Origin of the sequence: Nocardia sp. NPDC046473 (genome assembly GCF_040645995.1) — a bacterium.
Lineage (GTDB): Bacteria > Actinomycetota > Actinomycetes > Mycobacteriales > Mycobacteriaceae > Nocardia.
Map to the genome: position 1 here is coordinate 639,209 of NZ_JBEYZJ010000004.1, position 20,853 is coordinate 660,061.

General features: G+C 67.1%; 18 protein-coding genes. 6 read left to right on the plus strand and 12 right to left on the minus strand.

The genetic code is table 11. The features are described from left to right. Entirely contained in the window at positions 1-1,329 is a 1,329-nt protein-coding gene (locus tag ABZ942_RS17100; RefSeq protein ID WP_357382878.1) for a GTP-binding protein, read from the plus strand. Between the two features lie 88 nt (positions 1,330-1,417). Further along, the gene (locus tag ABZ942_RS17105) at positions 1,418-2,164 is read left to right on the plus strand and encodes a sirohydrochlorin chelatase (RefSeq protein ID WP_357383204.1); all 747 of its coding nucleotides are present in this window, start codon (positions 1,418-1,420) and stop codon (positions 2,162-2,164) included. Positions 2,165-2,210: 46 nt separating this feature from the next. On the opposite strand, the gene ABZ942_RS17110 is transcribed toward ABZ942_RS17105, so the two are convergent. From ABZ942_RS17110 to ABZ942_RS17120, 3 genes are all read right to left on the minus strand, one after another. Beyond that, positions 2,211-2,834, minus strand: coding sequence for a TetR/AcrR family transcriptional regulator (locus ABZ942_RS17110; protein WP_357382880.1), 624 nt, complete (start codon positions 2,832-2,834; stop codon positions 2,211-2,213). 89 nt (positions 2,835-2,923) lie between these two features. Further along, entirely contained in the window at positions 2,924-4,162 is a 1,239-nt protein-coding gene (locus tag ABZ942_RS17115) for a cytochrome P450 (RefSeq protein ID WP_357382882.1), read from the minus strand. 202 nt (positions 4,163-4,364) lie between these two features. After that, entirely contained in the window at positions 4,365-5,309 is a 945-nt protein-coding gene (locus ABZ942_RS17120) for a YafY family protein (protein ID WP_357382884.1), read from the minus strand. 96 nt (positions 5,310-5,405) lie between these two features. Here ABZ942_RS17120 and ABZ942_RS17125 point away from each other — a divergent pair, with 96 nt between their 5' ends. The 3 genes from ABZ942_RS17125 (at position 5,406) to ABZ942_RS17135 (ending at position 7,495) form a co-directional block, all read left to right on the plus strand. Then, entirely contained in the window at positions 5,406-5,816 is a 411-nt protein-coding gene (locus tag ABZ942_RS17125; protein WP_357382886.1) for a VOC family protein, read from the plus strand. A gap of 282 nt (positions 5,817-6,098) precedes the next feature. After that, positions 6,099-6,704 (plus strand): ECF RNA polymerase sigma factor SigK, encoded by a 606-nt coding sequence (gene sigK / locus ABZ942_RS17130; RefSeq protein WP_357382888.1) that lies wholly within the window; start codon positions 6,099-6,101, stop codon positions 6,702-6,704. Then, a complete protein-coding gene (locus tag ABZ942_RS17135) occupies positions 6,701-7,495 on the plus strand; it encodes an anti-sigma factor (RefSeq protein ID WP_357382890.1) in 795 nt (264 codons plus the stop codon). The genes sigK and ABZ942_RS17135 overlap by 4 nt, the downstream gene beginning before the upstream one ends. A gap of 1 nt (position 7,496) precedes the next feature. On the opposite strand, the gene ABZ942_RS17140 is transcribed toward ABZ942_RS17135, so the two are convergent. From ABZ942_RS17140 to ABZ942_RS17155, 4 genes are all read right to left on the minus strand, one after another. After that, the gene (locus ABZ942_RS17140) at positions 7,497-8,369 is read right to left on the minus strand and encodes a cyclopropane mycolic acid synthase family methyltransferase (RefSeq protein WP_357382892.1); all 873 of its coding nucleotides are present in this window, start codon (positions 8,367-8,369) and stop codon (positions 7,497-7,499) included. Between the two features lie 472 nt (positions 8,370-8,841). Then, positions 8,842-9,636 (minus strand): HAD family hydrolase, encoded by a 795-nt coding sequence (locus tag ABZ942_RS17145; RefSeq protein ID WP_357382893.1) that lies wholly within the window; start codon positions 9,634-9,636, stop codon positions 8,842-8,844. Positions 9,637-9,711: 75 nt separating this feature from the next. Further along, the gene (locus ABZ942_RS17150) at positions 9,712-10,335 is read right to left on the minus strand and encodes a chloramphenicol phosphotransferase (RefSeq protein WP_357382895.1); all 624 of its coding nucleotides are present in this window, start codon (positions 10,333-10,335) and stop codon (positions 9,712-9,714) included. A 63-nt stretch (positions 10,336-10,398) separates the two neighbouring features. After that, positions 10,399-12,399: an Hsp70 family protein gene (locus ABZ942_RS17155; protein WP_357382897.1), complete on the minus strand. Its 2,001-nt coding sequence runs from the start codon at positions 12,397-12,399 to the stop codon at positions 10,399-10,401. Between the two features lie 574 nt (positions 12,400-12,973). On the opposite strand from ABZ942_RS17155, the gene ABZ942_RS17160 reads away from it, so the two are divergent. Beyond that, positions 12,974-13,735, plus strand: a complete 762-nt coding sequence (locus ABZ942_RS17160; RefSeq protein WP_357382899.1) for a glucose 1-dehydrogenase — start codon at positions 12,974-12,976, stop codon at positions 13,733-13,735. Positions 13,736-14,107: 372 nt separating this feature from the next. Here ABZ942_RS17160 and ABZ942_RS17165 read toward each other — a convergent pair whose 3' ends face one another. The 5 genes from ABZ942_RS17165 to cysW form a co-directional block, all read right to left on the minus strand. After that, a complete protein-coding gene (locus ABZ942_RS17165; protein WP_357382901.1) occupies positions 14,108-15,691 on the minus strand; it encodes an FAD-dependent oxidoreductase in 1,584 nt (527 codons plus the stop codon). Position 15,692: 1 nt separating this feature from the next. Next, positions 15,693-16,697 (minus strand): diiron oxygenase, encoded by a 1,005-nt coding sequence (locus ABZ942_RS17170; RefSeq protein ID WP_357382903.1) that lies wholly within the window; start codon positions 16,695-16,697, stop codon positions 15,693-15,695. Between the two features lie 251 nt (positions 16,698-16,948). After that, positions 16,949-18,118, minus strand: a complete 1,170-nt coding sequence (locus ABZ942_RS17175) for an Hsp70 family protein (protein WP_357382905.1) — start codon at positions 18,116-18,118, stop codon at positions 16,949-16,951. A gap of 827 nt (positions 18,119-18,945) precedes the next feature. Next, positions 18,946-19,941 (minus strand): sulfate ABC transporter ATP-binding protein, encoded by a 996-nt coding sequence (locus ABZ942_RS17180; protein ID WP_357382907.1) that lies wholly within the window; start codon positions 19,939-19,941, stop codon positions 18,946-18,948. Beyond that, positions 19,938-20,744 (minus strand): sulfate ABC transporter permease subunit CysW, encoded by an 807-nt coding sequence (gene cysW, locus ABZ942_RS17185; RefSeq protein ID WP_357382909.1) that lies wholly within the window; start codon positions 20,742-20,744, stop codon positions 19,938-19,940. The genes ABZ942_RS17180 and cysW overlap by 4 nt, the downstream gene beginning before the upstream one ends. Between the last annotated feature and the right edge of the window lie 109 nt (positions 20,745-20,853).

Consider the following 20,853-nt stretch of genomic DNA (forward strand, 5'->3'; position numbering starts at 1 on the left):
ATGTCTGCCGAGTGGAGCTTGCGTAGCGAGCCATCAGCGCAGCTATTGAGGCTGGCTACCGCCGGTTCTGTCGACGACGGTAAGTCCACTCTGGTCGGGCGTCTGCTGTACGACACGAAATCCGTGCTGGCCGACCAGATCGACGCCGTCACGCGCGCGTCGGTGGACAAAGGTCTTGCCACGCCGGATCTTTCGTTGCTCGTGGACGGGCTGCGTGCGGAGCGTGAGCAGGGCATCACCATCGATGTCGCCTACCGTTATTTCGCTACGCCGCAGCGCTCTTTCGTGCTCGCGGATACGCCGGGGCACGTGCAGTACACGCGGAACACGGTGTCGGGTGCGTCGACCGCGCAGCTGGTGATTCTGCTCGTCGACGCGCGCAAGGGCGTTATCGAGCAGACCCGCAGGCACGCAGCGGTGCTCGCGCTGCTCGGGGTACCGAAGCTGGTGCTCGCGGTGAACAAGATCGACCTCGTCGACGACGCGGCGACCGTATTCGCGGAGATCTCCGCCGAATTCAACGGGCTCACCCGGACACTCGGCTGGTCCGACGACGACGTACTGGAGATTCCCGTCTCCGCGCTACACGGCGACAACATCGCCACCCGCTCGGACAGCACCCCGTACTACAGCGGTCCCTCGCTGATCGAGCACCTGGAGTCGGTGCCGGTCGACGCCGACAGCACCGGCAATCACACACTGGGACTTCGCTTTCCGGTGCAGTACGTGATCCGGCCGCGCACCGCCGAATACCCCGATTACCGCGGTTACGCCGGGCAGATCGCGGCCGGTGCGGTCGCGCCGGGCGACGAGGTGGTGGTGCTGCCCTCCGGGATTCGCACCACCGTCGAGCGGATCGACACTCCGGACGGTGAACTCGCGGTCGCGCAGACCGGCCGCAGCGTCACGCTGATCCTGGCCGACGACGTCGATATCTCCCGCGGCGACACCATCGCCTCGGTCGCCGACGCCCCCGAGCCCATCGACACCTTCGACGCCACCGTCTGCTGGCTCGGCGACAAGCCGCTACACCCCGGCGCCCGCCTGCTCCTCAAGCACGGCACCCGCACCACCCAGGCCATCGTCGGCGCCCTCCTCGAACGCTTCGACGAGCAGCGCCTGATCGCCGCCCCCAACCCGGACTCCTTGGCCCTCAACGACATCGGCCGCATCTCCCTGCGCGTAGCCGAGCCCCTCGCGGTCGACGACTACCGAGTGAACCGCCACACCGGCAGCTTCCTGCTCATCGATCCCGCCGGCGGCAACACCCTCGCCGCCGGCCTCGTCGGCGACGTCCTGTCGGCCGTCGAGGTCGGCACCGGAGTCTGAGATGACGGACCCGCTCAGCATCGCGACGCGGCAGGCCTTCCAGACGGAAGTCACGCCGCCCGCAGTGCTGAACATCGTGGGGGCGCCGATGCACCGCCGGTCTGCGCTGATCGCGGTGGCGCACGGTAGTCGGGATCCGCGGTCGGCAGCGACTGTGGCGGCGGTGGTGGCTGAGCTCGCGGCGGTGCGGCCGGGGTTCGAGGTGCGGTTGGCGTTCCTCGATCTCAATGCGCCTTCGGTCGAGCAAGTTGTGGATGCTGTTGCGGCGCAGGGCCATACACATGCTGTAGTCGTTCCGCTGCTGCTGGGGAACGCCTTCCATGCTCGGGTGGATCTGCCAGGGCTGCTGGCTGCGGCTCATGCTCGGCATCCGCAGCTGCGGTTGATTCAGGCCGATGTGCTCGGTCCTGATGCTCGGCTGATCGCCGCGCTGCGGGATCGGGTGTCGGAGGCGTCGGCCTCGCTCGGCCCGATGGGGTCTCGCCGTCTAGGTATCGCTGTTGCCGCGGTAGGCTCCTCCTCCCCCGTCGCGAACGCCCGGACGGCGCAGGTGGCTCGCCAGCTCACCGGGCTCACCAGGCAGCTCACCGAGATCTGCTTCGCCACCACCGAACCGTCACTGCCCCAGGCTATTTCGCGGCTGCGCAGCCGCGGTGCGGACAACATCCTTGTCGCACCATGGTTCCTGGCCCCGGGCCTACTGACCGATCGCCTCGTTACCGCGGCCCCAGATGTGGTCCACGCCAACGTCATCGGCCCACACCCGGCTCTCACCGATATTGTCTGGGACCGCTACGACGCCGCGATCTCGAGCGCCCTCACACTGTCGGCCTGACTGCACATACCTGCGCTCTCACCGCGCGCCGGGGGCCGTTCCGCACTCAGCTCACCAGGTTGTCGACGATGGCGCGGGCCGTCGCCACACCCCACTCGTCACCCATCTGGTGGGCGGTATGGGCGGCGCCGATCACGGCGGCCAGTTCGAACGCGATCACGTCGGCATTGCGTTCGCCGAGGTGGCCTTGCTCCTGGGCGCGCCGGATTTCGTTGGCCACGAAGGTGAGGAAGTCGCGGTTGTCCGCCGAGATGGCGTCCCGGACCGGCCCGGGACGACTGTCGAACTCGGCGATGGTGGCCACCCGGAAGCAGCCGCCGGGAAAGGCGGGCTCGACAACCTGACCGAACCAGCGATCGATGAGGACGCGCAAACGAGGCATCCCACTGTCCTCGTCCAGGCTCGGTGTGACGACCTGATCCAGAAACACATCACGCGCCGCCTTGACCGCTGCCAGCTGCAGGCTTTCCTTGCTACCGAACAAGGTCGCGATGCCACTCTTACTGAGCCCGAGATCGGCGGCCAGCCTGCCGATACTCACCCCGGTCAGCCCCTCGACGGACGCCACATCGGCGGCATGGCGGGCAATCGAAGCCCGCGATCGCGCCCCTTTGGCCAAACGCTGATCAGTGCCTTGCTGCCGGTCAGCAGCGGTGGTGGACTCGGACATCTCCCCATTCTTCCACGAAATCCCGCGAATACGAACGCACGGTCGTACTTCAACATGACTCGACGCCCACATCACCGGATATCTCGCAGCTAAGGGCGCAGGCGCACCGGCAAAGCGGTCAGCCCTCGGATCGCGAAGCTCGTGCGCCACCCGGATTCGGAATGCGGCGACAGTTCCAGATCGGGGTACTGCGTCAGCAGCCGAGCCAGTCCGATGCGGCCCTCCATCCGGGCCAACGGCGCTCCGACGCAGTAGTGGATGCCGTGGCCGAAGGCGAGGTGAGCGTTGTCGGGTCGATCGATGTCGACGCTTTCCGGATCGGCGAATCGGCGAGGGTCCCGGCCGGTGGCCGCCACCGACAAAACGATCAGCTCCCCGGCAGCGATGTCGATGCCCCCTACGGTGATCGGGGTCGTCGTGTAGCGGAAGGTCGTCTCACTGGTCGGTGACCGATGCCGGAGCACCTCCTCGATGAATGCTGGGATGTGCGCGGGGTCGCCGCGTAGGCGTTGACGAGAGTTGTTGTCGGACAACAGCGTGACCACCGCGTTGCCGATGAGGTTCGCCGCCGTCTCGAAACCGGCGACCAGCAGGACGAGAACCATGCTGCGCAGTTCGCGGGCACTGAGCCGGTCGCCGTCCGCCTCCGCCGCGATGAGCTCGGAAAGCAGGTCAGCGCCCGGTTCGGCGGTCCGCTCGGCGATGAGATGATCGATGTACACGACGAACTCGGCGGCGGCCGTCATCCGCTCGCGCGGCGCGTGCTCGCCGGACACGATGACCGTCGACCAATGCTGGAACTTCCCACGGTCCCGGTCAGGCACTCCGAGCAGCTCGCAGATCACCGACATCGACAACGGCACCGCATAGCGGTCCAGCAGATCCACGACATCATCCGCGGCCAGCTCGGCGAGCAGCGCGTCGGCGAGCTCGGTGACGCGCGGTGCCAGCCCGCGCACCGCTCGCGTGCCGAACGCACCGCTGAGCAAGGTCCGCAGCCGGGTGTGCTCGGGCGGGTCGTAGAAGACCAGCATGTGTTCGAAGGGGCCACCTTGCCGCTGGTGGCCGGCATTGTTGGCCGCGAGGGCCGCCCGCGCGCCGTCGGAGCCCAGGCGCTTACTGATGCCGGGATGCGTGAACGCCGCTTTCGCTTCGGCGTAGCCGGTGATCAGCCATCCGGTGCTGCGATCGGGAAACACCACCCGGTTGACCGGTCCCCGGTTGCGCAGCGCGCGGTAGGCGACCTGCGGGTCACGGTAGAAATCGGGGGTCAATACGAACGGCTCGTTCACTGATCCGTCGGCGGCAGAAGCGGTTTCGATCTCCATCTGGTGACGCTATCAGCGTGGCGGCGACCGCTGTCCGGTGCACGACATGTTCGTCTCCCCGCGGGCCTGGCGGCGTCGGATCGGGATTCTTTTGCCTGCAACGGTATTCATCCGTGCCGAGGAACATGGTGACAGCGTTTGTCGAGACGCCTTGGTGTACCAGTCGATGGTCGCCGGTGCAGCCCAAAAGATCTTTCGGGGCTCAAAGACGGTAGCGGTCGACGAGTTCGGTGCCTATTCGGGCCAGTTCGGTGCGGACTTCCGGTGGGTCCAGGACTTCGATGGAGGCGCCCCAGCCTGCTAGTTGCTGGGCGAGCATCCAGGCCGTGGGGGCGGTGACTCGGACTCGGATACGGCCGTCGGCGATCGGGCCGTCGACGACGCAGTGGCGGCCCTGTTGGTTGCGCAGGATCGGGAGTAGGCGGTCGGAGATGAGAACGGTGGCGGCGATGGCGGCCCGGCGTTGCTCCAGTTCGTCCACTACCTCGTTCCAGGTGGCGGAGAGATCGAAATCGGTTGGGCGGTGGGCGGGTTCGGCGGTGACGGTGGCTTCGGCGATGCGGTCGATGCGGAAGGTGCGTTGGCCGTGGTCGGTGCCGGCGATGAGGTACCAGATGGCGTCCTTGTCGATGAGGCCCCAAGGATCGACTAGTCGTTCGGTGTGTTCGCCCTTCTTACTGCCGTAGCGCAGCCGAACCTTGTTGCGCTGCACCACTGCTCGTTGTAGAAGCGCGACCACCGGTGGCAGTTCCCGGTCCGTCTGGCCCCATCGGGCCGGGTCGATCACCACCGCGTCGGCGGCCGCGGCGGCGTCGGTGCGGAAGGGCTGGGGCAGCGCCCGGACCAGTTTGCGCAGGGCCGATTTCACCTCCGGTACCGCGTTGGCCGACGGACCGGCCAGTAGGAACAACGCCCGTGCCTCCCCCGCGGTCAAGCCGGAGAGGTCGGTGCGCGCGCCGCCGACCAGCGACCACCCACCGCCGCGACCGGGCTGCGGGTACACCGGGACACCCGCCGTCGACAACGCCTCCAGATCACGGCGCGCGGTGGCGACCGACGTTTCCAGTTCCTCGGCGACTTCGGCGGCGGTCACCCGTCCGCGCGTCTGCATCATCAGCAGGATCGCCACCAATCTGTCCGCTCGCATGCGCACAATTCTGCCGGAGAAAGTGCTCATTCCGTGAGCACTTTTGAGCGGAGGATGGTTTCTACAAGCAAGGCAGAAACCGAAAAGGAGATCGAAATGCTGCGAGGAATGGCGACGAGCACGTTCTACGCCGACGACCTGGAGGCCGCAAAGGATTGGTACCGCGAGTTCCTCGGCGTCGAGCCGTACTTCACCGTCCCCGGCGGCTACTACGAGTTCCGGATCGGCGACTACCTGGCCGAATTCGGCATCGTCAACCGCGCCTACGCACCGGAGGGCGCCCGCAACACGCCGGGCGGCTCGATCGTCAACTGGCACGTCGACGACCTGCGGACCACCTTCGACCGGCTGCTCGTCCTCGGCGCCGAGGAGTACGACCCGATCACCGAACGCGGCGAAGGCACCGGCTTCGTGACCGCCGCCGTCATCGATCCCTTCGGCAACATCCTCGGTCTCATGTCGAACCCGCACTACCTCGAGGTGCTCGCCAAGACCGGTCCGGCCTAGCCTCGCAGACGAAGACACGGTGCCGGACGGGACTCGTTCGTCCGGCACCATGCCCCGCGGCGTGTCCCGGCCGGTCGCCTCGGCCGGGACACCGCGCGAGCCGCCGCTGGCAGGCAGGCTCTGTCAGTAGTCGAAGCCCGAGGGCGCGCGGATTGGTCTGGATTTCCGCGGCGCGCGGGGTAGCGAAGGCGTTGCGACGATCGGGTCGTCATATGATCTGGCCCACATCCCGCCGTTGCCCCGCGCACGGCTTCCGGCTTGGTCAGGCTTGGAAGGACATCTATGGTCAGCCGCGCCCGAGCACTACCCGGCGCCCGCACCCCCGACGACGTGACCGATCCAGCGAACACTCCGGAACTACTGCTGCGCCGCGTCGGCCGCGGCGACGAGCAGGCCTTCGCCGCGCTCTACGACATCGTGGCCGGGCCGGTGCTCGGCATCGTCACCGGCGTGCTGCGCGACCACGCGCAGTCCGAAGAGGTCGCGCAGGAGGTGCTGCTCGAGATTTGGCTCAAGGCAGCACAATTCGATGAGCACGGGCGCAGCGCCTTGGCGTGGGTGCTGACCATCGCGCACCGTCGCGCCGTCGACCGGGTGCGCTACCAGCACGCCAACGTCGAACGGGAAAACCGCGCAGGACAATTGGAGCCACGCCACGGATTCGACGAGGTGGTGGAGGCGACGCTGGACAAGATGGAGCACGAGGCGGTCCGGCAGGCCCTGGCCGATCTCACCGACCTGCAACGCCGATCGATCGTCCTTGCCTACTACGGCGGCCGTACCTACCGCGAGGTCTCCGAGGCACTCGACAAGCCGGTCGGCACGATCAAGACCCGGATGCGCGACGGTCTGATCCGTCTGCGGGAGAGTTTGGGAGACCGCGCATGACAACCGACCTGCACAACCTCACCGGCGCTTATGTTTTGGACGCGCTGTCCACCGCGGAGCGCGTCGCGTTCGAACAGCACCTGACCGACTGCCCGGCCTGCCGCACCGAGGTCGACGAGCTGAGCGAGGTCGCCGTACGCCTGGCCATCGCGATGCCGCCGCTGCCCGCGGCGGACATGAAGGAGCGAGTACTCGCCGACATCCGTGCGCGGCCACAGCGGCGGCTCGATGACGCGCTCGGACAGACGCAGTTGCTGCCTGCGCTGGACGCACTCGGCCGCACCGACATCATGCCTGCGCTGAATGGCTTGTCGGACAATCACTTTCCGTCGCCACGCCGCGAGTGGATCATCCGGGTCGCGGTCGGCGTCGCGGCCGCGATCGCGGTGGTTGCCGTGCTGATCACCGGACTCACGATGGTCGGCGGTGAGCACGGCGGCGATGTGGTCGCGGCGGATCAGGTACGCGATGCGCGCGACGCGGTCACCAGGAACGGCGTGCTGACAGCGGCGGATGGTGTTGCGACGGCGGTGTTTTCGGCCAGCGTCGGCAAGGTGGTCGTTACTGCTACCGGACTGCCGACGCCGGACAACGAACACGGCTACCAACTGTGGACCATCCCGGCCGACGGCACGCCGCGGTCGGCCGGGATGATGCACGTCTCCGGTGGCCGCGCCGAGTTGACCGCGGACCTCGCCCACGACACCGCGCTGCTGGCGATCACGGCTGAACCGAGCAATGGGTCGGTTCAGCCGACGACACCCATCGTGGCGCGAATTCCGTTGAACTGAGCTACTTCACACAGGTGAACTGCATGACGTCGAGGTGGCCCGCCCGGAAGTGCTGGGCGCATCCCGTCAGATATCGCATGTACGTCTGATAGGTGTCCGCGCCGCACAGGGCTTCCGCCTCGTCGCGCCGTTCCGCCAGCGCGGCCGCCCACAGATCGAGGGTTTTCGCGTAGTGCAGTTGCAGCGGGTGGATCCGTTCGATGGAGAAGCCCGCGTTCTGTGCGTACTGGCGGATGCCCGGCGGAAAGTTGCTGCTATGGAAGGGTAATTGGCCGCCGGGGAAGATGACGTCGCGGATGAAGCGGAAGAAGTCGATATCGGTGCGGTCGAACGTGATGTCGTGTTCGCGCAGGTACGTCAGGCCGTAGATGACGATGCTGTGCAACAACATTCGGCCGTTCTCGGGCAGCGTGCGGTAGGCGAAGTCGAAGAACTCGGCGTACCGCTCGTGCCGAAAGTGTTCGAACGCACCGATACTGACGATGCGGTCGACCTTGCCGTCGAACTCCTCCCAGCCCTGCAGGCGGACTTCGGCGCGGGCGCCGTAGCCGCCCTCGTCCAGCATGCCCTGCACGTAGCTGTGCTGGTTCTTGCTGAGCGTCAACCCGATGACGTCGACGTCGTAGCATTCCAGCGCGCGCATCATCGTCGAACCCCAGCCGCAGCCGATATCGAGCAGGGTCGATCCGGGCTGTAGGTCGCACTTGCCCAGTGCGAGATCGATTTTCGCGCGCTGCGCCTGTTCCAGGGTGTAGTCGTCCTGCTCGAAGTACGCGCAGCTGTAGGTGCGGGTCGGGTCGAGGAACAGGGCGAAGAATTCGTCGGACAGGTCGTAATGGGTTTGCACCTCCGCATAGAACGGCGTGCGGGTCATGTCGATAACCTCCGTCGAGTCCATCGATGGTCGACCGATCGCGGATGGCGACCGGGCGATGAACAGGCGATCGAGCGACGGCGACGAGCGCCGTGACGTCACGCAGCGACGATGCTTGGCCAGGCGACGGTCCTGGCATCAGCTACGAACATCAGTGTTCACAATAGCGCAGGGACATCAGTCGCCGACAGGGGCCGTCGAGATCGGGGGCAAAGCGCCAGCGCGATGACAACGGGGCATCAGCGAGTGTCGGAATCAGTACTCCACAACGGTGGCGGCGGGCCTCTCGGGCAGCGCCGAAACCAGTGCTACAGCACGGTGACGACCAAGCTCCGATCAACGGCGGAATCAACGCCCCGGCATGATGGCGACCGGGCTCAGCTCAGGGGCAAAACCCGCTCCACGCCGGTGACGACCGCGCCCGGTCAGCGGCGAAACCGGCATCCCCGGCACGGAGACGACCGGCCTCCGATCAGGGGCGGAACCAGCGCTCCAGGATGGTGGCAACGCCGTCTTCCTGGACGTCGCCGGTGACCTCGTCAGCCAGGTTTCTGACCTCGGTCGGCGCGTTGGCCATGGCGACGGAATGTGCTGCCCAGCGGAACATTTCGCGGTCGTTGTAGCCGTCGCCGATGGCCAGGGTGGCGGCGCGGGGAACGCCGAGGGACCGGCGGAGGCGTTCGAGGGCCCAGCCCTTGGAGACGCCCTGGCGGGAGACGGTGAGCCAAGGACCGAATTCGCCGTGCACCCAGCTGGCGCCGGGGACGTGGAGCTTGTGCAGCAGGCGAAGCATTTCCTCCAGCGAACCCTGCGGCCACCAGCCGTTGAGCCGTGGGGTCGGCTCGCTACTCAGCGCACTGTGGTCGACGAGCAGATATTCACCGAGCGAGTACCCACCGGGGCTGACACCGGTGGCCCAGTAGCCGACACCGACCTTCTCGACCGCGAACACCATCTCGGGGATCAGCGCCCGCAACGCGACGACCGCAGGCGCCGGGTCGAACTCCTGCACGGTCAGCGGCTGCCCCTTTGCCACGTCGACATGCACCGCCCCGTTGGAGCACAGCGCATGCCCTTCGATCAGACCGAGCTCGGCCAGCACCGGACGAGTAACCAGCACGGTTCGCCCGGTCGTCACCACCACATGCGCCCCCGCCGCAACTGCCGCCCGCACAGCCGCGGCCACACGCTCGCTGACCGGACTACCGGTCTCGAGCAACGTCCCGTCTACATCCAGCGCGATCAGCTGGGGTCCCCCGGTTACCACCAGCCCATTGTCCCCCGCTGGCCCAGTGCCCGTCCGCCGATCAACCGCACCGAGACGATCACTCACGTCCGACAATCAGCCTGGTCGGCGAATTCGGTGTGCTGACCGTGGGCGCTCTCGTCGGAGCACTATTCTGGCCAGTTCGGCGGGAGAGCCAGTGGTGGTGTCGACGATCGTGTCGTAGGTGGCGCCGTGGTCATGGACGGAGTGGAAGTGGCCGCGAGCCAAGCCGATCTCGTTGCCGCGAGCCAGTTCTCGCTGCTCTGCCACGGTCAGCGGACAGGTGACGGCCACCAGCTGAACGTCCAGCCCTGCGAGGGCGGTCTGCCATATCGGGAGCAGATCCGGGGCCAGCAGCATCTCATCGATGACCAGGTGATCACCACCGTGCGCGAACGCGGCGGCAGCCGTGCAGGCAGATCGCAGCATCCGACGGCCCACCGCGCCGTAGCGGACAACCAGCAGCGGGTGCCCATCGTCGTCGCGGCCACTGCGGTCGTACCAGAACCCCGCACGACTCAGCGGACCGTCGCGACCGCCACCCCAGTTCGGCGGCACCAGGTCGAAGAGGGTGTCGATTCCCCAGTAGACGAACGGCACATCGCTCTCGTCCTGGATGCTCCGCGCCAAGGTCGTCTTGCCCGCGCTCGATGTCCCGTTGAGGAAGATGACTCGGCCTGAGCGGCCGCCACTCCGCATCCGACCACACTATCGAGTCGGACTGGGACAACGCGGTTCTGGTGCTACGTGGGGCAGGCTGAGCTAGTGGGCGCCTGCGCCGCCGCCGGTGGAACCGCCGGACGAACCACCTGAGGAGGCACCGCCGGAAGTGGATCCGCCCGAGGTCGATCCGCCCGAGGTGGAACCGCCCGAGGTGGAACCGCCCGAGGTCGAGCCGCCTGAAGTGGCGCCGCTGGAAGAGGAACCGCCGGTGGATGCTCCGGAGGTGCTGCCGCCGGCGGAGGCGCCGCTCGAGGTGCCGCCGGATGTGCTTCCGCCCGAAGAGGTTCCGCCGGAGGTCGAGCCGCCGGAGGAGGTGGATCCCGACGACGAGCTGTTGGCGGAGCCGCCGGTCGTGCCGCTGGTGGTGGCGCCGCTGGATGTAGAGCCGCCGGTAGAGGTTTCACCGGCTGACGTTCCGCCGGTGGAGGTGCCCGCTGTTCCGCCCGACGACGTGCTGGCTGATGTCGATCCGCCGGTGGCTTCGGAAGCTGTTGTGCCGGTTGAGGTGCCGGTGCTGGAGGTCGGGGTGTCCACCGCGCCGCCGGTTGCCGGGGTGCTTGCGGCGGGTGCGGTGGCTACCGGGTCTGGCACTGTGGGAGCCGAATTGGCCGGGGGCGCAGCAGGTATGGAGCCAGGTGCCGGTACTGCGGGAATACCGGCGATAGGGGCCGCGGGTTGGGCGGGGGTGCCCGGGGCCGGGGGCTGGCCCAGTTGCGGGATGAGTTGACCGAAGGGCAGGGGGTTGATGAAGTAGGCCGGGTCGGCGTAGGTGCCGCCGTGTGATGTGGTGGCGCCGGGGAGCTGGGGTTCGTTGTGCGAGCCGAGACGGGATTCGGCGACGCTCGGGCCGAGCTTGGTCGCGTGGGACGCCGGGGTGATGAACAGGCCATAGGCCGAGGGTCTCGGCATACTCGCGGCGGCCGCGAGGGTTCGCGAGGTCGTCCATCCGGCCGGTGTCGCCACCCAGGCGTCACGGTGACTGGCGAGGTCGGCGCTGGAGTCGTACAGCAGCGTGTCCGTGGTGGGTGCGTCGAGGCCGGGGAAATGTTCGAGCACCGGGGACGCGCTGGGGACCGACGGGCTGCCGAATACCGTCACCGCCGACATGGCCACCGCGGAAACGACGGCCGCACTGGAGAATACGGCCACGCGCGGTGCGTGCTGGTTGCCGCCGGACGCGGCGAGCGCCATGGTGCGCGCGGCCATGAGGGCGGCGCCCGCGGCGACGGTTTGGCCGGGGTCGGCCGAAACCACCAGGGGGCGGCCGAGTTCGGCGAGGGTGCGGGCGACCTCGGCGGGCCGGGAGGCACCGCCGATCACCAGAATGCTGCTGATGTCGGACAGGGTGAGGTCGGCCGATCGGACGGCGGCGCGCACCACATCGAGCGTGTCGTGCACGTGCGAGGTGCGCAGGCTGTCGATGTCGACCATCGACAGTGTCGACGTCGGCGCGGTCGCGCCGGGCTTGGCGTCGTGGGCGTATCGCGCGATCATCGCGCCGAGCGGCCTGCCGCCGAAGTCGTAGGAGCGCACCGGCTTTCCGACCATCGGGTGGTTTTCCCAGTCCGGGCCGACGCGCACGACGGTGACGTCGAGGCTGGTCCCGCCGAGGTCGTAGACGAGGACGAAGCCGGGCTCCAGCGGGCCGTGCTCGTTCTCCAGCCATTCCGCCGCAGCGACCGGTTCCGGTACCAGCGCAACATCACTCGCGCCGGACAGGTCGAGCGCCTGCCGCAGTAACGACACCTCTTTGTCGGAATACGTTGCGGGATAGGTGGCTACGGCACCCGACTCGGACGCGGCGCGCTCGGCGTCGCGCAGGCCGTTCACCACGGCGGCGACCAGGTTCGCGGGCGACCAGATGCGCCCGCCGACGATCATCGGCTCCGGGTCGCAGCTCAGGTCGGCGAAATCCGTTACGGCCATGCTGAATTGCGGGATGCCACCGATGCGTAGTCCGCCCGCGCTGTCGAAGGTCACCGCGGTGCGCCGACTGCGCACGACGGGCCGGGTTCGTACACCGGTCGCCGAAGCAGTCATAGAGTTCACTGCGCCGATGCTGAAACCCAGACCTGTGGTCATATGCTATCCCGTCAACGTACCGAGACCACGTCCATCACACAGAGAACCATGTGGCCGCGGTCGTCTTCCAAACAGCCAGCACAGATTAGCTGTTCGGCTCGCTGGAAGGATGTGGAATAGACATGAACGGCTGGAGAATGGCGTGAAACGTTTAGCTCGTAATGGCAATGATCCGCGTCACCTGCAATTATGCTCCGGCAGCGGATCGTTCAGCCCTCTCGACAGCTGTCGATTCAATACTGCACTATCCAATCCGGTTACCACGCAGCGATCCGGACAATGCTCCGATAAATGATCAACACCGCGAACTTCGCCGAGAATTACCCGTCACATAAAGACACTGACCGGTCGGTAACCAAACTATAGCCAGCTCCGGCGATTTCAGCACAGCTAAATCCCGGCCCGCCGGATACATGATGTATCAACTCAAGGACCGTTTCCCGCCAGCACCGCCTACCCGCTCCCGCTTGACTTGGTTCTGCGACCACACCACCCCGGTGAGATCGCAAGAACGAGAAGGGAAATGGAGACCATGGCGACACGATTCGCGGAAAAGGTCGTGCTGATCACGGGTGCCAGCTCGGGTGTCGGCAAGGCGGTGGCGCTGCGGGTGGCGAGTGAAGGTGCCGCTGTAGTACTCGGCGCGCGCGGCAAGGACGCGGGCGAGCAGGTGGCGGCCGATATCCGGGCGACAGGCGGGCGGGCGCTGTTCGTGCCGACCGACGTGACGGTAGAAGAAGACGTGGCCCGGCTCACTCAGGCGGCACTCACCGAATACGGGCGACTCGACGCGGCCTTCAACAACGCGGGCGCGGTCAACGCCTTCGGTCCGATCGGCGAGATCGACGAGGCAGGCTGGCGAGCCGACCTGGAACTCAACCTGACGAGTGTGTTCTACGGTCTGCGCCATCAGGTGCCCGCGCTGATCGCCAACGGCGGCGGCACGATCCTCAACAACGCCTCGAACCTCGGGGTGGTCGGCATGGGCTCGGTCGCGCCGTACGTGGCGGCCAAGCACGGCGTTGTCGGCCTGACCAGAGCGGTCGCGCTGGAGTCGGCGAAGCAGGGCGTCCGGGTGAACGCGATCGTGTCCGGCGCGATCGACACTCCCGCGTTCCGCAGCTCGATGGGCGCGACCCCCGAGGGTGCAGCCGCGATCGCCGCGCTACACCCGCTGGGCCGAATCAGCCGGCCGGAGGAGACCGCGTCGTTCTGCGCATACCTGCTCAGCGACGAAGCCAGCTTCGTCACCGGTGCCGCACTCGCGATCGACGGCGGCTTCACCGCCCAGTAAGGCCCAATAGAAAGCTCGGACGGGCCGCCGCGCGCAGCCCGTCCGAACACTAGCCAGCCGCGCACGAACCAGTACGCCACGCACGAACCAGTTAGCAATTGCTCGCGCGGCGGCATGAAACGTGCGCAGCTCATCCAGCGCGTAACGGCGGGGAGGTCAGCCCCGCACTGTCACACCAGCCAGCCGCGTACGAATCGCCGCGCCGCGCCCGAATCGGTCAGCGATTGCGGGCGCGGCGGCGTGAAACGTGCGCGGCGGGGAGGTCGGGGCGGGTGGTCGCGCCCTCATCGCGCGGCCTGGGCACCATCGACGGCGACGTTGGCGTCGATGGTGGCGACCTCGCGGGACTGCGTAGTCCCGCGAGGGGTTCTGTCAGGAGCGGGTCAGGAGGCGGCGGACCGGGTTGCGGCGCTTGGTGGCGCCGGAGGTGCGGACCTCGGGCTGGCGTTGGTGGATCAGCCGGTCGAATTCCGCTGCGGTGCCGGCGGGTTCAGGAAGGCGGCCGGCGTTGTAGTCGTCGGCCAGCTGCTGCACGGTCTGCTGAGCGCAGGATTTGTTGGTGCCGATGAAACCGGTCGGGCCGCGCTTGATCCAGCCGGTGACGTAGGTGCCTGGCAGGACGGCGCCGTTGACGCGCTCGAGGACGCGGCCGTCCTGGTTCGGGATCACGCTCGCCGCGGCGTCGAATGGCAGGCCGGGGATCGCGACGCCACGGTAGCCAACCGAGGTGAGCACGAGGCCTGCGTCGAGACGTTCCGTGACGCCGGTCGCGACCGCGCGAGTGCGGCCGTCCGGGTCGGTGACGAGCTCGTTGCGGCTCACCTCGATGCCGGCCACCCGATCGGTGCCGAGGATCTCGGTGGGAGAAGCCAAGTAGCGGAACACAATTCGCTTACGTTCGCCGAACGGCCGGCTACGCACCGTGTGCAGCAACCGCAGCTTCTGCTCGACCTGATACGGCAGACCGTCGGTGATCTCGGGCAGCTCGCCGTCGATCGCGATGTCCACGTCGGCACCGAGCAAGCCGACGAATTCCGGCACGGTGAAAGCGGATTCGAGCGGACCGCGGCGGCCGAGGATGACTACCTCCTCGATCTTGCTCTCCCGCAACGCCCGCAGCGCGTACGGCGCAATGTCGGTGGCCGCCAACGCATCCGGGTCACTGGTCAGAATGCGTGCGACATCGAGGGCGACGTTGCCGTTGCCGACGATCACTGCCCGCTGCTGCGACAGATCGAAGATACGGTCCACGTGATCGGGATGCCCGTTGTACCAGGCGACGAAGTCGGTGGCAGAGATATTGCCGGACAACCCTTCACCGGGGATGTCGAGCTTCCGGTCGGCCGACGCACCGACGGCGTAGATCACCGCATGGAAGTGATCGAGCAGCTCCTCGTGCGAAACATGGCCGCCCACTTCGACATTCAGGTACGAGCCGAAGCCGTGCTGGGCCGAGATGATGTCGAACAGCTCGCTGACCTTGCGGGTCTTGTCGTGATCCGGTGCGACACCGTGCCGGGCCAGCCCGTACGAAACCGGCAGCCGGTCGAACACGGTGACCGATACGTCGGGCTGGGTCAGCAGCTCGTCGGCCGCGTACATCGCCGACGGACCCGATCCGACGATCGCCACCCGCATCGGCCGACGCTCGGTCCGAATCTCGGCCGCGGGCACCGGCTTTGCCAGCAGCGGCCGCGGCCGGGTCTGCCGGTAGAAGTCGGCGTTGATCTCGATGAACGGCTTCTGCTCGTCGGTCAGCTTCTTCGCCGAGACGATCGCGTCGACCGGGCACGCGGTGGCGCAGGCGCCGCAGTCGACGCACGCCTGCGGGTCCACGTACAACATGTCCGCGGTCAGGAAGTCGGGCTCATCCGGCGTCGGATGGATGCAGTTGACCGGGCAGGCGTACACGCAAGACGCGTCGCTGCAACAGGACTGCGTGACGATATAGGGCACGTCAGCCGGCCTTGGCCGCGCGCAACGGCTCCGAACGGTAGCGGGTGGTGTGCCCGTCGATCTTGAGCAGCTTCCAGACCGCCTTGGCGACCGGGTTCATCAGGCCGATGTCCTTGGCCAAAGTGCGCACGTCGCCGAAGAAGTCGCTGAATTCCTGCTTGGATTCCTTCGACCCGTAGAACAGTTCCTTGCGCACGTAGTCCGGGATGTCGAATTCGCGCCAGAACGACCGGGGCGGGGTGAAGATCGAGCGGCCGAGGATGTACATGACGATCGGCATCGCGATCGACAGCACGAACTTGCTGCCCGGCTTCGCCTCCGGCACATGGATTTTCAGGAATTCGTGGGCGAAGGAGATGTGTCGCGCCTCTTCGGCCACGTGAATGGCCATGACGCCGCGCATGATCGGGTGCACGTCCTCGCCGGAGCGCAGGATCGCCTTCTGGATGTGGTCGATCGGCTCCTCGCCGGCCAGCACCGCCATGAAGAACAGGTTCGGGAAGAGCGCGGCGACGGGAGCGCCGAGGTATTTGAACTTCCGGACGAGCGGGCCCATGCCCGGCACGTCCTCGCCGATCCGGTTCACCATCTCCTGGAACATCAGGGTGTGGTTGTGCTCCTCGATCATCTCGTGGGAGCAGTAGCGGAATTCGGGGGAACCGTTGGGCAGGCCGAAGTTGTGCGTCACCATGCCGCTGATCAGGATCGTCTCGAACTGCAGACCCACCTTGGCGACGTTGGCCTGGCGGTACTTGCCGATCGCGATCTTGCGCTCGTCGGTCTGCGCGAGGTACCACGGGTGGCGACCGAGCGGATCGGCCGAGACCGGGAGGATCCACCGCTCCGGGCCCGCTTCCGGTGCGAAGTCGGGGTTGTCCCAGTCGATGTCCTCGAATGGGTCGAAGTGCTTGTTGACCGAACCTTCGGAGAGCAGCAGCAGCTTCGAGGCGTACTCCTGCGCCTTCTCCAGATCGGCATCGATCGGGGGCGTCACGGCTGTAGACATCGTCGTCGCTGCCTCTCCTTGTAGGACGTTTATCTGTATCCCATAGTTACACCTATGGGGAGTCACGTCAAGGCACGAAGACGACACCTGGACGGTTGATCACGAGGAACTGGCGCTGGTGAAAACGCGAGAGGCCGCTGCCCCCGGTCCCCCTAGTCGGAGAAACGGCGGCTGCGGCCTCACTCGACGCAACCAGCTGATCAGGGAGATCCGGCGGCGGCCGCCCTCGTCACCACCGCCACCGGATCTCCCTAATGCAGCCCCAGCTGCGCCAATCCCACGACCACGCCGTCGGCGGGCAGCGCGAGCGCCATGCCGACACCGGCGACGGACAACCCCGCGGCCAGCGCGACTCTGCTCAGTCGCTGCTTGGTCCGCTGCGACAGCCCCATCGCCCTGGTGGCTGCCCGGCGGTGCGCGCCGGGGCGGCGCTTGCCGTGGTGCTTGCCCGCCGCTTCCTCGGCGGCGACGGCGGCCCGGCGGCCGATGATCGCCGCACCGTCCGCGATGGTGCGCTCCGGATCGGGCGCGGTGATCACCGGCCGGGCCAGCTCGCCCGCCAGCACCTGGGCCACCTCGACCGGCCGGGCCGCCCCGCCGACCACTACGACACAGTCGACATCGGCCATGGTGACGTCCGCGGCACGCAGGCATCGGTAGACGAGCGCCAAGGAGGCTCGCACATGTTCGGTGCGTAACTCGTCGGCCGTGGTGCCGGTGACCGACCCGGAGATAGAGGCCGAGGGCAATCCGTGCCCGGCACGCGAGGCGACCAGCGCGCCGAAGGCTCGGCCGCCGTACTCGGCGGAGTGCATCGGCTCGCCGACGATCGGATTGCTCGGACAGCCGGCACCGACCCGGACCAGCGTGATGTCGAGGCTTGCCCCGCCTAGGTCATAGACCAGGGCGAGCCCGGGCATGAGCGGGCCGCGGTCGGCTTCCAGCCACGTCGCCGCCGCGATGGGTTCGGCGACCAGCTGAACGGTGTCGAGTCCGATCGCGTCCAGCGATGCGCGCAGATCGCCGATGTGCGCCTCGGTGTAGCGCGCCGGATAGGTGAGCGCGATGCCGACATCGCTGCTACGCGCGTCGCAGTGCGGATGATCCAGCAGCGTCTCGGTGATCAGGCTCTCGGCGACCACCGCCACCAGGTCCGCGGGTGAGAGAGCACGGTGGCCGACCCGCGCCGACATGATCGAACGTTGGGTGAGATCGGCGAATTCGATGATCGCGCGCCCGTGCCGCGGGATCATGCCGACCCGGGCCAAACCCGTGCTGTCGAAGGTGAGTGTCGTTCGGCGGGTGATGGATTGGGAGCGCTGGGCCCATCGGCGGCCCGGTGGAGCTTTCGCTGAACCCTCCTCCGCGAGCGCGGAAACCGTGTTCACCGTGCCGATGCTCAAACCGAGACCAACCGCCATCGCAATCCTCTGATCGCCGAGCCGATTTGCTTCGAACAAGGTCCACGCAACCACTCCGCGACCGGCCTGCCAACCACCGGACACCCTGTTGTCCGCAGCCCGCCTGTTTTGAAACAGGTTGCATAGCATAAGCAGCCATCCTGGTCACCCGCCCTGGACGGCGGCGAAGGCGACGGCGGCCGGATCGCACTGCGACACGCCGATATTCGGAGGTGTCCCGTCCGTGTTTGCGGAGGCGCCGAACAACCGTACAGACGTGGGGCAGCATGCGCGGATACACGTTCTCACATGCTGTGATAGCCCCTAACAATCCCCCGAACGCCTGACATGCGACCGCCGACGGCGGATACTGTCCCGACCGCAGGGGCGAGACGACGCCGCACCGCACCGCCCGCGCCTTGGACAACCGACCTGATGGGGTGACAGCGCAACTCTGTACCCGATATCGTGGCGCCTCCCGATCGCCGGAACCAACGGATTTCGTTGCGCCAGCACAAGATCAGCAACGTCTCAGCAGCCGGTTGATCTACCGGACCGACGCCGCCCGAATCCGCACCATCGGACCGGTGGTCTTCCGCCGGATCCACAGCATCAGGCTCCCGCCACTGCACACAGCGCGCCGGAGGGGCCGCTGGGCATCCGGCATCGATCGCCGACGGCCCGACCCAGCTAGTGCGATGCACGAAAGAGCAAGGCGTCCAGGCATTTCAGGTTCGTGCACCACGGATCAGTCATCCGTTCCGGCACAACCGCTTTCGAATTCAGACACTCGGCCTGAGCCGAAACCATTGGCTTCGACTGCGGCAGTGCAGAATTGACGGCCCTGATCAGTGCGCGGGCAACTCCGGGATTCGGGTGGCCCGCGCGTACACCGTCTCACCGCCGGACAACCGCAGCGCCTCCGCGTCACCGCGAGTCACCTGGGCCGCGAACAGATCACCGGTCGCGGCGTTGCGCAGTTCGACCCGCACCTCGAACCCGAGGTGCACGACCCGCTCCACCGTCGCCCTGGTGACACCCGCCGAATCGGCGGTCCCCTCGTGCTCGGCCAGCGACATGCTCGGCTCGCGACCGACCCGAATGTCGTGCGGGCGCACCAGATGTCCGTTCAGCCGCGCCACCGCACCGAGGAACGACATGACGAACTCGTTGGCCGGCCGGTCGTACACGTCCTCCGGCGTACCGATCTGCTCGATGCGCCCCTTGTTCATCACCGCGATCCGGTCGGCCACGTCCAGGGCCTCCTCCTGATCGTGGGTGACCAGCACGGTGGTCACATGGACCTCCTCGTGCAACCTGCGCAGCCAGGTGCGCAGATCGGCGCGCACCTTCGCATCCAGCGCACCGAACGGCTCGTCGAGCAGTAGCACCTGCGGGTCGACGGCGAGCGCGCGGGCCAGTGCCATCCGCTGCCGCTGACCGCCGGACAGCTGAGCCGGATAACGGTGCTGAAAACCGTCGAGCCCGACGATGCCGAGCAGTTCGTCGACCCGCTTGGCGATCTCGTTCTTGGGACGCTTGCGGATCTTCAGGCCGAACGCCACGTTGTCGCGCACGGTCATGTGCTTGAACGCGGCGTAATGCTGGAACACGAACCCGATGTCGCGCTTCTGCGGCGGCACCCTGGTCACGTCGTTCCCGGCGATCACCACGATGCCGGAGTCGAGCGATTCGAGTCCGGCGATCGAGCGCAGCAGCGTCGACTTGCCCGAACCCGAGGGCCCGAGCAGCGCGGTCAGCTCGCCGGACGGGATATCGATGGTGACATCGTCAAGCGCGGCGAACGAACCGTAGTTCTTCTTCGCATTGGTCACGGTGATCATTTAGTGCCCCGTTTGCGTTCGAGGAGGGTCATCAACAGGAGGGTCACGAGGGCCAGGGCCATCAGCAGGGTCGCGGCGGAGTAGGCGCCGAAGGTGTTGTGGTCATTGATGTATCGGCCGTGCACCAGCAGCGTCAAGGTCTGCGACTTGCCTGGCTGCGCGGACGACACCATGATCACCGCACCGAATTCGCCGAGCGCGCGGGCCACCGTGAGCACCACGCCGTAGGTGAGGCCCCAGCGGATGGCGGGCAGGGTGATGCGCCAGAACGTCTGCCAGCGGGTGGCGCCGAGGGTGGCGGCGGCCTGCTCCTGGTCGTCGCCGATCTCGTGCAGCACCGGCTCGACCTCGCGCACCACGAACGGCAACGTGACGAAGATGGTGGCGAGCACCATGCCGGGCAGGCCGAAGATCACCTTGAAACCGGCGCTCTCCAGGCCGCCGAACCAGCCGTGCACACCCCACAGCAGGATCAGCGCGACGCCGACCACCACCGGTGAGACCGCGAACGGCAGATCGACGATGCCCTGAACGAGCGTGCGGCCCGGGAACTTTCCGCGCACCAGCGCGAGCGCGGTGAAGATGCCGAAGATGACGTTCAACGGGACAACGATCGCCACGATGATCATCGACAACTGGAACGCCGAGATCGCCGCGGGCGTGGTGATCGAATCGATGAACGCGCCGATACCCTTTTCGAAGGTCCGCAGCAAAATGATGATCAGCGGTAGCACCAGTAGCACGAGCAAATACCCCAGCGCGACAACCCGCAACGAAATACGGGTAGGCCAAGTCAGGTTCACCCCACCCCACCCCTCACGCGCCAACCGAAGGCCGCCTTCAGCACGCACAACCGACCGAAGGAGCCCTTCGGTCGACCAGCGGCGAACGACCGAAGGGAACCTTCGGCAC